This window comes from Advenella faeciporci (assembly GCF_014652395.1).
Classification (GTDB): domain Bacteria; phylum Pseudomonadota; class Gammaproteobacteria; order Burkholderiales; family Burkholderiaceae_B; genus Advenella; species Advenella faeciporci.
This window is the reverse complement of sequence record NZ_BMYS01000003.1, coordinates 26,936-40,502: the sequence shown is the minus strand read 5'-3', so window position 1 is coordinate 40,502 and position 13,567 is coordinate 26,936. Positions and strand designations below refer to the sequence as shown.

The following is a 13,567-nucleotide window of genomic DNA, read 5'->3' as shown; positions in this document are numbered from 1 at the left end:
TAAAACCATTTGATCATGCAGTTTATATGCGCTAGATTAATAGGTTTTATTGCGTTTTATTTATTTCTGTTTAAAAGGTGTTGGCCATGAGGCATTTTCCACGTATAGAGCGACTTCCTCCGTATATTTTCAATATTACCGGAGAGCTGAAGATGGCGGCGCGCCGGCGTGGCGAAGATATTATTGACATGTCCATGGGTAACCCGGATAGCCCTACCCCCGAACATATTGTCAAAAAAATGGTCGAGGCGGCCGAACGGCCCAATACGCATGGTTATTCCGTTTCCAAGGGTATTCCGCGTTTGCGCAAGGCCATCACCGACTGGTACCTGCATCGTTATCAAATTTCTTTTGATCCCGATAAGGAAGCGATTGTCACCATTGGCTCCAAAGAAGGCCTGGCGCATTTAATGCTGGCAACCCTTGACCGTGGCGATACTGTCCTTGTGCCCAATCCCAGTTATCCCATCCATATTTATGGTGCTGTCATTGCCGGTGCCAATATCCGTTCCGTGCCCATGACACCCGGAACCGACTTTTTCGAGGAAATCGAAAAAGCGGTGCGCGAATCCATTCCCAAGCCCAAAATGATGATTCTGGGCTTTCCCAGTAATCCAACCGCGCAATGCGTAGAGCTGCCGTTCTTTGAGCGTGTGGTAAAACTGGCCAGGGAACATGACATTATTGTTGTGCACGACCTGGCTTATGCCGATATCACTTTCGACGGTTATGTGGCGCCCTCCATTATGCAGGTGCCTGGCGCCAAAGAAGTGGCGGTAGAATTCTTCACCATGAGTAAAAGCTATAACATGGCTGGCTGGCGTATTGGGTTCATGGTGGGTAATGAGGAAATTGTCAATGCCCTGGCGCGCATGAAAAGTTATCATGATTATGGTACTTTCACGCCTATCCAGGTTGGCGCCATTGCCGCTCTTGAAGGTCCCCAGGACTGTGTCAGGGAAGTGGTTGCCCAGTACCAGAAGCGTCGTGATGTTTTATGCAAGGGTTTGCACGAAGCGGGCTGGATGGTTGAGATCCCCAAGGCATCCATGTATATATGGGCCGAGATCCCTGAGCCCTATAAACATATGGGCTCACTGGAGTTTTCCAAAAAAGTTCTTGCCGAAGCCAAAGTGGCGGTTTCGCCGGGTGTCGGTTTTGGCGAGTATGGTGATAACTACGTTCGTTTTGCCCTGATCGAAAATGAACAGCGCATTCGCCAGGCAATACGCGGTATCAAGGAAATGTTCAGGAAGGACGGGTATCTCAAATGAATTTAAAGCCAATTAAGGTGGGCCTGCTGGGCTTTGGCGTTGTGGGCGGTGGCACCTATTCGGTGTTAACCCGCAATGCTGAAGAAATTGCCCGTCGTGCCGGTCGTGACATTGAAGTCGTACGGGTGGCAACCCGTACACCGTCCAAGGCAAAAGCCGTGTTTGGCGAAGCTTTGCCGGTTGACGATGATCTGATGGGCCTGGTTAGCGATCCCAATATTGATATTGTGGTAGAGCTGATTGGCGGTGAAACCCTGGCGCGCGAACTGGTCATGCAGGCCATTGCCCATGGCAAGCACGTGGTAACAGCCAACAAGGCGTTACTGGCCATGCACGGCAACGAAATTTTTGCCGCAGCCAGCAAGAAGGGGGTCATGGTTGCCTTTGAAGCGGCCGTGGCGGGTGGGGTTCCCATCGTCAAGGCGATTCGTGAGGGCTTGACCGCCAACCGTATCCAGTGGGTGGCGGGTATTATCAATGGCACCACCAATTTCATCCTCAGTGAAATGCGCCAGCGTGGGTTGCCCTTTGAAACCGTCCTGTCCGAAGCACAACGTCTGGGTTACGCCGAAGCCGACCCTACCTTTGATGTGGAAGGGGTCGATGCCGCACACAAGCTCACGTTGCTGGCATCTTTGGCATTTGGCATCCGCATTCAGTTTGACAAGGCCTATGTAGAAGGCATTACCGCACTCAAACAGGAAGATATTACCCATGCCGAGCGCCTGGGTTATCGCATCAAGCTGTTGGGTATTGCCAAGCGTCGTCCCAATGGCATCGAGTTGCGCGTGCATCCTACCCTGGTGCCTGCCAGCAAATTGATTGCCAATGTGGAAGGTGCCATGAATGCAGTGCTGGTCAAGGGTGATGCCATTGGTGAAACCCTTTATTATGGTGCCGGTGCAGGTGCCGAGCCAACCGCATCTGCGGTTGTGGCGGATCTGGTTGATGTGACCCGCATGCATACCTCCGATCCCGAAAACCGGGTGCCACATCTGGCTTTCCAGCCCAATGCATTGGCCGATTTTGATATTCTTCCCATCTCCGAAATCAGGACCTCCTATTATTTGCGGTTTACCGTTGAAGACCGCCCTGGCGTGCTGGCTGATCTAACCCGCATCCTGGCAGACAAATCCATCTCCATCAACTCCATGGTGCAGGAGCAAAAAGGAGAGGGCAGCGCGGCTATTATTATCCTTACGCATGAAGCGCGCGAAGGCAATGTGGTTGATGCCATCCGCATGATTGAAAATCTTGGCTTTGTTCATTCTTCTGTAACTCGTATCCGTCTGGAAAATCTATCATGAGATATGTTTCTACCCGTGGTGGGATGGCAGCCCTTCCTTTTTCTGAAATTCTGCTAGAGGGTCTGGCCCGTGACGGTGGTCTGGCCATGCCCGAAAGTCTGCCCCAGGTAAGCCGTGAAATGCTGGCTTCCTGGCGTAAGCTTTCCTACGCAGACCTGGCTACCCAGGTTCTGAAACTGTTTATTACCGATATCCCTGAAGAGGATTTGTCCAGGCTTACCCATGCGGCTTATAACAGCCAGGTGTTTAGCAGCGAAGCCATTGTGCCGCTCAAGCCCCTTGGCAATGGACTTACGCTGGTGGGTCTTTCTGAAGGCCCCACGCTGGCCTTCAAGGATATGGCCATGCAGTTTCTGGGTCAGGTGTTTGAATATGTCCTGGCGCGTAAAAATACTACTATTAATATTCTGGGCGCCACTTCCGGTGACACCGGCTCTGCGGCTGAATACGCCTTGCGTGGCAAGAAAGGGATCTCGGTTTTCATGTTGTCCCCTTATGGTCGCATGAGTGATTTCCAGCGCGCGCAAATGTACTCCCTGCAAGATGAAAATATTCATAATCTGTCTGTGCATGGTGTTTTTGATGATTGTCAGGATATCGTCAAGGTGTTGGCGTCAGACCTCGAGTTCAAGGAAAAATACCATCTTGGTGCGGTGAATTCCATTAACTGGGCCCGTATTTCAGCGCAGGTGGTTTATTATTTCTGGGCCTGGCTGCGTGCCACCAGCCATGACGACCAGCAGGTTTCCTTTGCGGTGCCTTCCGGTAACTTCGGTAATATCCTTTCGGGGCATATCGCACGTTGCATGGGCTTGCCCGTGCGTCGCCTGGTTCTGGCCACCAACGAAAACAATGTCCTGGAAGAGTTTTTCCGTACCGGTGTGTACAAACCCCGTTCTGCCGAGCAAACCTTTGCCACTTCCAGTCCATCCATGGATATTTCCAAAGCCTCCAATTTTGAGCGCTTTGTCTATGATCTTGTTGGCCGGGATGCCGGAAAGGTCAAGGGCTTGTGGGAGTCCCTTGAACGGAATGGCTCATTTGACTTAAGCGATCTAAAGCCATTGTTTGAAGAAAAATTCGGTTTTGTGGGAGGTCAGAGTTCTCATGCAGATCGCCTGCACACCATTAAAGCGGTTTATGAACAGGAAGGTGTGCTTATTGATCCGCATACGGCTGATGCCGTAAAAGTGGCCCGCCAGTACCAGGAAGCGGGCATCCCCATGCTGGTGCTTGAAACCGCGCTGCCTGCCAAGTTTAATGAAACCATTCAGGAAGCGATTGGTCAGCCTGCCCCGGTTCCCGAGCACCTGAAAGGATTGGCCGACTTGCCGCAGAAAGTAACGGTCATGGACTGCAATGTTGAACAGGTTCGTTCATACATACAGGAACACGTAATATTGTAGGTCATGTTCAGGGGCACTTCGGTGCCCTTGTTCATGATAGGGATTACACGTCACGCTTGCCAGTATATGGCGCCTTCACTATGACCATTCATCAATAAGCCAGGCCTCTCATGACCCTGTTTACTCCCGGTAATTTTCTTGCAGTGGCTACCGGTGCTGCCTTTGGCGCTATTTTACGCTGGTTGCTGGGCCTGGCCCTAAACCAGGAATCCTGGCCATGGGGCACCTTGCTGGCCAATTGTCTGGGTGGTTTGTTTATTGGCATGCTGATTGGTTTTTTTTCTCTCAACGAGCACATACCCTTATGGGTACGACTGCTTCTGGTTACCGGGTTCCTTGGCGGATTAACCACTTTTTCCACTTTCTCGGCAGAAACCCTGCAATTTTTGCTTAAAGGCCAATTTCTATGGGCAGGTGCCTACATGGGTATCAGCCTGGCAAGCACCTTGTTATTGACGGCGGTGGGAATGTGGCTGGTTCGGTTATTCAAATAAGTATTTATTGTTTATCCCTATCGCAGGCATAGCTTTTATCTCATAAGATATATATAATGTGTATCTTATAAAGTAATGATAAAGCCAAACAGGGTTAATACATGAGTACGCTTATTTCCATCTCCCCGCCCAGCAAAACCAAACAACCTGAAACCCGGATGACAGCATTCCTGTCGTTGGGATTTCGGCCCTTATATATTGCCGGTGCAGCCTGGGCGCTAATTTCTATTTTGCTGTGGGTGTATACGCCACAATTCTTGCAGGGCACCTTGAATGGAATGTGGTGGCATGCCCATGAAATGCTGTGGGCCTTTGTGGGTACCATTGCGGTTGCCTTTTTGCTGACAGCCAGCGCAACCTGGACGGGTTCTAATCCGATTAAAGGTGTTCCGCTGGCCATTCTTGCCCTTACCTGGCTAATTGCCCGCATTGCTTTCCTGATTCCGGGCGACAGCATGTTTTTCACTGGCATGTTGTATGAGTTTTCTTTTTACCTGGTGTCAGCCATTTGCCTGTTCAGGGTGATCCTGAAAGCCAAAAGCAAACGCAATTATGCTTTGCCATGGGCGGTGCTGGGTCTTGGTATTATGGACCTGGCGTTCCTGGTTACCTATTATCAGGGCAAGTTGGATGTACTGATGTCCTTTTTTGAAGTCGGCATTCTGTTTATGGTGCTGATTGCCCTGTTAATTGCCCGTCGTGTGGTGCCATTTTTTGCCACCCGTAAAATTCAGGGCTTGCAGATTCCCATGCATACCCGTTCCGGTTTGTACCAGTTAATTGCCTGTGGGATTGCGATTTTCTTTGGGCTTGTTGCCTTGCCCAAAGTAATGGCGCTGTTTATCGGCATTGCCGGTATCATTGCCATTGTTCAGGTTATTCAATGGAAGCCTTCCAAAGTCCTGGGTGAACCCCTGCTTTGGGTGTTGTATCTGGCTTATTTCTTCCTGGGTCTGGGATTGGTAATGGGCGCCTTGTATTTTGCCGGTATCCGTCCTTCCATCATGGTTCGTCCTGCCGCGTACATTCACGTCATTGGCATGGGCGGGTTTTCTATCATGATTATTGGCATGCTAACCCGTACCGCTTTGGGGCATACCGGACACCCGTTAAAGGCAAGCCGCTTAATGGTCAGCAGTTATGTGTTGGTGCTGGTGGCGACCATCAGCCGTTTGGCGGCTCTGTACCCATCTGTTTATACCCAGCCCCTGCTGCATGTTGCAGGGCTTGCCTGGATACTGGCCTTTGGTTTCTATCTTTGGCAGTTTGTACCTATTCTTACCCGTCCCCGTGCCGACCAGGCTTTTGATAAAGGCGGTCTGATCAAACCTATGGAGAAAAAATGAGGTTGACGGTCAGAACAGATTACGCTTTCAGGATGCTCTTGTATTTGGCCGTGCATCCTGACAGGCTTTGCACCATTAAGGAAATCGCCAAGGCCTACCATATTTCAGAGCCGCATCTCATGAAAATCACTCACCAGCTTAGCCAGTTGGCATGGATTGAAACAATAAGAGGCAAAGGCGGTGGTATGAAACTGGCCAAAAAACCGGAAGAAATCTGTTTGGCTGAAGTGATTAAAACAGTTGAGCCGGATTTTCATTTGGTGGAGTGCTTTAGCAGTGACAATACCTGCAATATTGGAGCCTATTGTGGTTTGACTGGCATTATGCAAGAAGCGCTGGATGCATTTATTGCCTGTTTTGCCCAATATTCCCTGGCTGATATCCTCAAGTCAGGAACCCCGCCTTCTGACGAATCCCTTGAGAAAATCGTCAATTTCATGAAGTAAGGTTTTGTGCCAAAAGCCGGGCTGCAAGTTGTCCGCTTTTGACGGCGCCTTCCAGCACGCCGGGAAAGCCTGTGTCAGTCCAGTCGCCGGCCAGGTATAAACCAGGCCAGGCAGTGGCGTTTGGCAAGCGATGCAGGCCCGGTTCGGCGCTAAAGGTAGCCCTTTTTTCGGTAATGATGTCCCAGGCGGTTACGGCAGGCAAGGGCAGGTTTTCAGGGGCCTGTCTGGCAAGCTGTCCAATCACCAGCCGGATAATTTCCGGCTTGTCTTTTTCCAGCCATTCACTGGCCTGACTGATGACAATGGCAATTTCGGGACGGACGCTTTTGCCAGTATCAGCCATGAAGCGGGAGCGTATGAACAGCCACTGCCCCGGGTCTTGTTGCGGGTGTTCTGTTTTAAGCAGATAAAGCGGCAAGGGCAATTGCCAGTTTTTTTCCAGCTCAAGGGTAATTGTCATGATTGGATTAAAGCTGAATTGCCGCAGCGCTTGCATGAAGCCGGCCTGGTTTTCGCTATTGGGCAGGGTGGCCAGGATTTTGGCGCACTGTTCGGCAGGCGTTGCCAGGATGACAGCATCAAAATCAAGACTATCTATTTGGTAACCCTTGGGTGTGATTGAAAGGGACTGGATGCTTTTTCCATAAGTAAACCTGATTGCCTTGCTGAGTTTTTCTGCCCATAAGGCACTCAGGTTAACCCGGGGTATCAGGAAGTTGGAGGCCTGTTTACCTGCATCGGTACTGTGTTGCAACACACGGGCAAACAGTTGCATGCAGGCTTTGTTGACATGGGTGTTCAGGGTGGCAATGCAAAGTGGTTCCCAGAATGCCTGATAAAGAAAGGGTGTCTGCTTTTCCTGTTTTAGCCAGTTGCCAACGGTTTGTGCTTGGGGTACCCGCCATTTTTGCCTTTTCAGGGTTAACAGTGCACGTATCAGCTTGAATTTGTCAGTAAATGCCAAACCTTTGGCCCATAGCAGGGCTTGCAGAAAATCAAAGGGCGCAGGCAGGGTTGACTTGAGGTGCAGCCTGAAATCCTGATTCAAGGTTGAAATATCAAGGGGTTGCCTTAAGAAATTTTCCTGTTCATCCAGGCCCAGTTCTTGCATAAGCCGCAGGGTATCTGAATAAGCTCCAATCAGCAGGTGTTGGCCGTTATCAATCGTCCTGCCCAGTTTACGGGAATGCACTTTACGGGCACGTCCACCCAAAGTGTGCGATTGCTCGAAGACATGGACCCTGAGGTTTTTTTGCTGCAGGGTGTGGGCGGCAGCCAGGCCCGCCCAACCTGCACCGATAACGGCAACGCTTTTTTGATCAGGGGTATCAAGAGGTGGCATTACGCATGTCACGGGTGAATGTCCTGCCACCGTTAATCCATATTTTCCAGGCAATAAAAAATTTCCGGATAGGCGTCAGACTGATACGCTGGTCCAGAATGTTCCATTGCTCATGCTCAATTTCTTTTAACAGGGCATGGTAAATGGCGGCCATCATAATGCCAGGGCGTTGAGCGCGGCGGTCTTCTTCCGGCAACAGGGTGAAGGCTTCTTTATAAAGCTGGCAGGCACGATTGGCTTCAAAGGCCATCAGTTTTTTGAAGTTGTCGTTGTAATTGCTGTTCAGGATGTCGGCTGCCTTGACGTTAAAAGCCTGCAAGTCTTCAATCGGAAGATAAATACGTCCACGACGTGCATCATCACCTATATCACGGATAATATTGGTCATTTGCAAGGCCAGCCCCAGCTTTTCCGCATATTGCAGGGTTTGGGGGTTATGAAAGCCAAAAACCCGTGCCGATAACAGTCCCACGGCGCTGGCTGCGTGCCAGCAATATTTTTTCAGGCCCGCCCAGTCCAGGTAGCGGCTTTGGTCAAGGTCCATTTCCATGCCATCAATAATGGCCAGGAAGTGTTCCTGGGCCAGCTTGAAAGGCTCAATATGCGGTGCCAGGGCCTTGGTAACGGGATGCTCGGGTTTTTGTTTGTAAAGATTGCCGATTTCATTGCGCCACCAGCCCAGCTTGACACGGGCCAAGGACGGGTCTGAACACTCATCAACCACATCATCAACTTCCCGGCAGAAGGCATAGATGGCCGTAATGGCACGTCTGGGTTCAGGTTGCAGATACAGAAAAGAATAATAAAAACTGGATCCGCTTTTGTTGGTTTTATCCTGGCAGTATTCGTCTGGTGTCATGATGTTATGAATGAGTTAAAGCACGCCATGAAATAATGGCCCAATCAGGTTTGTTCAATACCGGGCGCTGGTTGAAAACATCATAGTTGACGTTTTCAATTTTTTCCAGAATGCGCAATCCACCCTGAATAATCATGCGCATTTCCCATGCCAGGCGTCCACGCAGGTTCTTGGTCAGGGGCGCGCCGGCAAGCATCATTGTACGGGTAAATTCGATTTGTTCCTGCATTAATCCGATCCACTCAGGGGTTATCTTTTCAGATGCCAGGTTTTGTACCGTGATATTGTGCCGATGCAGGCTGTCCTGGGGCAAATAAACCCGGTTTTTATTCAGGTCAATGGCAATATCCTGCCAGAAATTGACCAGTTGCAGGGCAGTGCAGATTTGATCGGAAAAGACAATATTTTCTTCGCTGACAGCCTGGTAAATATGCAGCATTAACAGCCCTACGGGATTGGCAGAAAACCGGCAGTACTCAAGTAACGCTTCCTGATTGGCAAATGGCGTGAAACGGACATCCGATTCGAAGGCAGTGAGTAAGTCCTTGAAGGCGGACATGGGTAAATGATATTGACGGATAATGGTTGCGAGGGGAATAAACACGCTATTTAACTCGGGTGAGCCAAAATCATCAGGGCCGGCGGGTTGTTGTTGTATTTTTCGTAACGCGGTCCTGTAGGCTTGAAGTTTTTCCAGTCGCGCCGCCAGATTCAAATCACCCTCATCGGCAATATCATCGGCACTGCGGGCAAAAGCATAAACCGCATGAATGGCGGGTCTTAACGCTGCCGGGATAAGGACAGAGGCAACCGGAAAGTTTTCATAATGTTCAACAGACATGCAGGGACTCGTAAAATAATTGCATCGTGGGGATTATAAGCGCCAGGAGTGATTATAATTTAGGGCTGGGTGCTGTATTTTTAAACTGGAGTAACGCAAATGCCTCGTCCAATCCGCGCAACAATATCTTTGCCGGCACTGTCACATAATTTGCAGGTGGTTCGCAATCATCTGCAATTGGCCCGTCAGGACTGTCAGGAAACAACCGGGAAGTCGTTCGGGTCGCCTTTCATTTGGGCTGTTATCAAGGCAAATGCATATGGGCACGGGCTTGAAAATGGCATTAAGGGGTTTGGGCAGGCCGACGGGCTGGCGCTTATTGATTTGAACGATGCCATTCGTTGCCGCGAAAAGGGTTGGGACAAAAAAATATTAATGCTTGAAGGTTTTTTTGAACAGGCTGATTTGCCGTATTTGCAGGAAAACCATATCACGACCAGTATTCATCATATCGCGCAAATAAAAATGCTTGAGAAAATGCCGGCCGGCAAGCCATTTGATGTTTTTCTCAAGCTCAATACGGGCATGAACCGCTTGGGATTCCGTCCTGCTGATTGTGCTGCCCGCTTCCAGGATTTGCTGGTCTTGCAAAAGCAGGGCAGGGTTGGCAAGATTGGTTTTATGTCGCATTTTTCAAGTGCCGATGGCCAGCCGGGGGCCATCGATGAACCCGCACGCCTCATGATGCAGGCCATTGAAGGTTTGCCCGGCGCGCTTAGCATGTGCAATTCAGCCGCTACGTTGCGGTATCCCTCTCTTGCCTTCAATGAACGGGAAAACTGGGTCAGACCAGGTATTTGCCTTTATGGTGCGTCTCCTTTTGATACACCCACAGAAACCGCAACGGCATTCGGCTTGCGCCCGGCCATGTCTTTAAAGGCAAAACTGCTTTCGGTGCAACACGTGGAAAAGGGTGAGTCGGTTGGCTATGGCGCTACCTTTACGGCCACTCAAAATACCCGTGTGGGTGTGGTGGCGTGTGGCTATGCCGATGGCTATCCAAGGCATGCTCCAACGGGTACACCAGTAGTGGTCAATGGGGTCCGGACAAGAATTATCGGCCGTGTATCCATGGATATGCTAACGGTAGACCTTGATCCCGTTCCCGATGCGCGGGAAGGTGACTGGGTAAATTTATGGGGACACAATGGCCCGCACATTGATGAGGTGGCCAGCCATGCAGGCACCATTTCCTATGAGCTCATGTGTGCACTGGCAAAACGGGTACCGGTTGATCTTGAAGAATAGAATGCACCCGAATCTATGTAAAATAGACCGGAATGTAAATATATAAGGAAAACCGGATGAAGAATAAATGTGTCCTGGTAACTGGGGCAACCAAAGGTATTGGCTGGGCCATTTCAAGACGCCTGAGTGATGCGGGTGCCCATGTCATTGGTTTGGCCCGTCATGTGGATGAAATAGATTTTCCGGGTTTTTTGTATCAATGTGATTTGAATGACGCCGGCCAGACCGAAGACGTCTTGCGCATGATCCGTGAAAAATACCCTGTTGATGCCATTGTCAATAATGTGGGTGTTGTGTTGCCTGAAATCCTGGGGGAGATCTCATTGGCTTCGTTTTACCAGGTTTATGATCTTAATGTCCGTTCGGCGATTCAGGTGGTTCAGGCTTTTTCTGATGTGATGAAGCAACGGCAGGAAGGACGGATTATCAATATTGCCAGTATTGCCAGTCATGGCTCAGCGGGAAAAACCAGTTATTCGGCGGCCAAATCGGCCCTGGTGGCCTGTACCAAAACCTGGGCGCTGGAATTGGCCGATTATGGTATTACGGTCAATGCCATTTCACCCGGTCCGGTAGAAACGCAGCTTTTACGTGAAAGTTATCCGGTGGGTAGCGAAAAAGAAAAGCAGTTGCTGGCCGATATTCCGCTTAAACGATTGGCTCGCCCTGAAGAAATTGCGGCGGCAGTGCAGTTTTTGCTGTCTCATGATGCCGCTTTTATTACTGGACAGGTGCTGCAAATTGATGGAGGAAAAAGCCTGTAACGGCAAAGACTGGCCGTTGCAAAGGCTTGCCTGTTTCAAACAAGCGGTAATGTAAATCATAAAAGGAAAAGGCCAAGCTCATGGCAAAAGCAAAAACAGTGTATGTCTGCCAGGAATGCGGTGGAATCAGCAATAAATGGCAGGGCAAGTGTACGCACTGTGGTGCCTGGAATACCTTGCAGGAAACCATGGAACAGCCCGTGCCTGCAGCGGGAGCCAACCGGTTTTCACACCTGGCTTCATCGGCGCCGGTACGGATGCTGTCTGACATTGAGGTGCGGGAAACTCCCCGGCAACCTACTGGTCTGGCAGAGTTTGACAGGGTTCTGGGTGGTGGCCTGGTGCCGGGGTCGGTGGTCCTTATTGGCGGAGATCCCGGGATTGGCAAATCCACGCTCTTGTTGCAGGCGCTGGCCATGTTGTCTCAGGCCGTTCCCGTGCTGTATGTAACCGGTGAAGAGTCTGCAGAACAGGTCGCTTTAAGGGCGCAACGGCTGGATCTTGATGCCAGCAATGTCAAGTTGCTGGCGGAAATCCAGCTTGAAACCATTCAACGGGCCCTGCAGGAAGAAAAGCCCCAGGTGGCCGTGATTGACTCCATTCAAACCTTGTTTTCAGGGGCGTTAAGCGCTGCGCCCGGTTCGGTATCGCAGGTGCGTGAATGTGCCGCACAGCTTACCCGTCTGGCCAAGCAAACCGGCGTCTCCATTGTCATGATCGGACACGTGACCAAAGATGGTACGCTGGCAGGTCCCCGGGTCTTGGAACACATCGTTGATACGGTTTTGTATTTTGAGGGTGAACATCATTCTTCTTATCGGCTGATTAGGGCTTTCAAGAACCGGTTTGGTGCCGTTAACGAACTGGGTGTATTCGCCATGACCGATAAAGGGCTCAAAGGCGTCAATAATCCTTCGGCCCTTTTCCTTTCCCAGCATGCTGCCAATGTGCCCGGCACGTGCGTGATGGCCACCCAGGAAGGCAGCCGGCCCTTGCTGGTGGAAATACAGGCGCTGGTGGATACCGCCCATGTTCCCAATCCGCGTCGTTTGTCGTTGGGGCTGGATGGTGGCAGGCTGGCCATGTTGTTGGCCGTGCTTAACCGGCATGCCCAGGTGGCCACGTTTGACCAGGACGTTTTTGTCAATGCGGTGGGTGGGGTAAGAATTACCGAAACGGCATCTGACCTGGCCGTATTGCTGGCGATTATTTCCTCACTCAGGAACAAGCCTTTGCCACAAGGCTTGCTGGTTTTTGGTGAAGTGGGGCTGGCTGGTGAGATTCGCCCTGCCACCCGCGGGCAGGAACGCCTCAAGGAGGCCGCCAAGTTGGGCTTCAGTATTGCGCTGATACCCAAACATAATGCACCCAGGCAGGCAATCGAAGGGCTGGAAATCTGGCCTGTTTCCCGTCTTGATGAAGTGTTGCAGTTTATAAAATAAAATCAGAAAAAGGAGTCATGGGTGGATTGGTTGTCGGGTATTCCCTTGTATTTGCTGTTGGGGGCCAGCATTGGTTTTGTAGGGGCCATGGTGGGTATCGGGGGAGGGCTGATTGCCATTCCCATGCTGGTGCTCCTGTTTGATATGCCCCAGCAACTGGCCCAGGGAACCGCGTTGGTCATGATTGTGAGTAATGTGCTGTTATCGGTCAGAAGTTATAACCAGAGCAACAGAATTGATTTTAAAAGCGTGGGTACTGCCGTGGTGGTGAATATGGTCGCGACCAATTTGGCAGCAATCATGGCCCAGGATATTGATCCTGTCCTGTTGCGTCGTTTATTTGCCATTTTTCTGGCCCTGATTGCCTTGCTGTATTTGTGGCAGACCCTTCCCGGGAAAATTAAAAAACAGTCTGCCTCCCAGGCAGGGGCAGCCACAAAACTGAAACTTTCCACCTCTGTCTGGCTGGGGCTGGGTTCGGGTCTGATTGGTGGTATTTTTGGTGTGGGAGGCTCTTTGATTATTGTGCCTGTCATGACCATGTATTATGGTTTCAGGCAAACGACTGCACAGGGTATGGCGTTGGCCATGATTGTGCCAGGCAGTTGTGTGGCACTGGGTACCTATGCCTGGGGTGGCAATACCAACTGGATAATAGGGTTAAGCATGGCCATCGGTGGCATGTTCGTGGTGAGGTACGGGGTAAAGCTGGCGTATCGCCTTCCCGAAGTGCACCTGAAAAGAATTTTTTCACTGGTGCTTTTTTTAACCGTGGCATTGTTAATGACAAAATAAACG

General features: G+C 50.6%; 13 protein-coding genes. 10 read left to right on the top strand and 3 right to left on the bottom strand.

The features are described from left to right. Nucleotides 1-86 precede the first annotated feature (86 nt). The 6 genes from alaC to IE074_RS03300 all read left to right on the top strand — a co-directional run bounded on the left by alaC (nucleotide 87) and on the right by IE074_RS03300 (nucleotide 6,273). Nucleotides 87-1,274, top strand: coding sequence for an alanine transaminase (alaC, locus tag IE074_RS03325; RefSeq protein WP_189384036.1), 1,188 nt, complete (start codon nucleotides 87-89; stop codon nucleotides 1,272-1,274). Then, the gene (locus IE074_RS03320) at nucleotides 1,271-2,581 is read left to right on the top strand and encodes a homoserine dehydrogenase (RefSeq protein ID WP_189384035.1); all 1,311 of its coding nucleotides are present in this window, start codon (nucleotides 1,271-1,273) and stop codon (nucleotides 2,579-2,581) included. Before alaC ends, IE074_RS03320 begins: the two co-directional genes overlap by 4 nt. After that, nucleotides 2,578-3,987, top strand: coding sequence for a threonine synthase (gene thrC, locus IE074_RS03315; protein WP_189384034.1), 1,410 nt, complete (start codon nucleotides 2,578-2,580; stop codon nucleotides 3,985-3,987). Before IE074_RS03320 ends, thrC begins: the two co-directional genes overlap by 4 nt. A 110-nt stretch (nucleotides 3,988-4,097) precedes the next feature. Beyond that, nucleotides 4,098-4,481: a fluoride efflux transporter CrcB gene (gene crcB, locus IE074_RS03310; RefSeq protein ID WP_189384033.1), complete on the top strand. Its 384-nt coding sequence runs from the start codon at nucleotides 4,098-4,100 to the stop codon at nucleotides 4,479-4,481. A gap of 101 nt (nucleotides 4,482-4,582) precedes the next feature. Beyond that, on the top strand, nucleotides 4,583-5,827 hold the full coding sequence (locus IE074_RS03305) for an NnrS family protein (protein ID WP_189384032.1): 1,245 nt from the start codon (nucleotides 4,583-4,585) through the stop codon (nucleotides 5,825-5,827). Continuing rightward, nucleotides 5,824-6,273: an RrF2 family transcriptional regulator gene (locus tag IE074_RS03300; RefSeq protein ID WP_189384031.1), complete on the top strand. Its 450-nt coding sequence runs from the start codon at nucleotides 5,824-5,826 to the stop codon at nucleotides 6,271-6,273. Before IE074_RS03305 ends, IE074_RS03300 begins: the two co-directional genes overlap by 4 nt. On the opposite strand, the gene hpnE is transcribed toward IE074_RS03300, so the two are convergent. Genes hpnE through hpnC form a run of 3 tightly spaced genes read right to left on the bottom strand, consistent with a single transcriptional unit; the run spans nucleotide 6,263 to nucleotide 9,315 of the window. Then, nucleotides 6,263-7,615 (bottom strand): hydroxysqualene dehydroxylase HpnE, encoded by a 1,353-nt coding sequence (gene hpnE, locus IE074_RS03295; RefSeq protein WP_189384030.1) that lies wholly within the window; start codon nucleotides 7,613-7,615, stop codon nucleotides 6,263-6,265. The genes IE074_RS03300 and hpnE overlap by 11 nt on opposite strands. Further along, the gene (gene hpnD, locus IE074_RS03290; protein WP_189384029.1) at nucleotides 7,602-8,474 is read right to left on the bottom strand and encodes a presqualene diphosphate synthase HpnD; all 873 of its coding nucleotides are present in this window, start codon (nucleotides 8,472-8,474) and stop codon (nucleotides 7,602-7,604) included. The genes hpnE and hpnD overlap by 14 nt, the downstream gene beginning before the upstream one ends. Nucleotides 8,475-8,478: 4 nt before the next feature. Then, the gene (gene hpnC / locus IE074_RS03285) at nucleotides 8,479-9,315 is read right to left on the bottom strand and encodes a squalene synthase HpnC (protein WP_189384028.1); all 837 of its coding nucleotides are present in this window, start codon (nucleotides 9,313-9,315) and stop codon (nucleotides 8,479-8,481) included. Nucleotides 9,316-9,414: 99 nt separating this feature from the next. Here hpnC and alr point away from each other — a divergent pair, with 99 nt between their 5' ends. From alr to IE074_RS03265, 4 genes are all read left to right on the top strand, one after another. Continuing rightward, nucleotides 9,415-10,563 (top strand): alanine racemase, encoded by a 1,149-nt coding sequence (alr, locus tag IE074_RS03280; RefSeq protein WP_189384027.1) that lies wholly within the window; start codon nucleotides 9,415-9,417, stop codon nucleotides 10,561-10,563. 56 nt (nucleotides 10,564-10,619) lie between these two features. Continuing rightward, nucleotides 10,620-11,327 (top strand): SDR family oxidoreductase, encoded by a 708-nt coding sequence (locus IE074_RS03275; protein ID WP_189384026.1) that lies wholly within the window; start codon nucleotides 10,620-10,622, stop codon nucleotides 11,325-11,327. A gap of 80 nt (nucleotides 11,328-11,407) precedes the next feature. After that, entirely contained in the window at nucleotides 11,408-12,769 is a 1,362-nt protein-coding gene (gene radA / locus IE074_RS03270) for a DNA repair protein RadA (protein ID WP_189384025.1), read from the top strand. Between the two features lie 21 nt (nucleotides 12,770-12,790). Further along, nucleotides 12,791-13,564, top strand: coding sequence for a sulfite exporter TauE/SafE family protein (locus tag IE074_RS03265; protein WP_189384024.1), 774 nt, complete (start codon nucleotides 12,791-12,793; stop codon nucleotides 13,562-13,564). The last annotated feature ends 3 nt before the right edge of the window (nucleotides 13,565-13,567 follow it).

Excerpts from the sequence above, each read along its gene's own strand:
- alaC (WP_189384036.1), top strand. The coding sequence starts at position 87 with ATGAGGCATTTTCCACGTATAGAGCGACTTCCTCCGTATATTTTCAAT.
- IE074_RS03320 (WP_189384035.1), top strand. The coding sequence starts at position 1,271 with ATGAATTTAAAGCCAATTAAGGTGGGCCTGCTGGGCTTTGGCGTTGTG.
- thrC (WP_189384034.1), top strand. The coding sequence starts at position 2,578 with ATGAGATATGTTTCTACCCGTGGTGGGATGGCAGCCCTTCCTTTTTCT.
- crcB (WP_189384033.1), top strand. The coding sequence starts at position 4,098 with ATGACCCTGTTTACTCCCGGTAATTTTCTTGCAGTGGCTACCGGTGCT.
- IE074_RS03305 (WP_189384032.1), top strand. The coding sequence starts at position 4,583 with ATGAGTACGCTTATTTCCATCTCCCCGCCCAGCAAAACCAAACAACCT.
- IE074_RS03300 (WP_189384031.1), top strand. The coding sequence starts at position 5,824 with ATGAGGTTGACGGTCAGAACAGATTACGCTTTCAGGATGCTCTTGTAT.
- hpnE (WP_189384030.1), bottom strand. The coding sequence starts at position 7,615 with ATGCCACCTCTTGATACCCCTGATCAAAAAAGCGTTGCCGTTATCGGT.
- hpnD (WP_189384029.1), bottom strand. The coding sequence starts at position 8,474 with ATGACACCAGACGAATACTGCCAGGATAAAACCAACAAAAGCGGATCC.
- hpnC (WP_189384028.1), bottom strand. The coding sequence starts at position 9,315 with ATGTCTGTTGAACATTATGAAAACTTTCCGGTTGCCTCTGTCCTTATC.
- alr (WP_189384027.1), top strand. The coding sequence starts at position 9,415 with ATGCCTCGTCCAATCCGCGCAACAATATCTTTGCCGGCACTGTCACAT.
- IE074_RS03275 (WP_189384026.1), top strand. The coding sequence starts at position 10,620 with ATGAAGAATAAATGTGTCCTGGTAACTGGGGCAACCAAAGGTATTGGC.
- radA (WP_189384025.1), top strand. The coding sequence starts at position 11,408 with ATGGCAAAAGCAAAAACAGTGTATGTCTGCCAGGAATGCGGTGGAATC.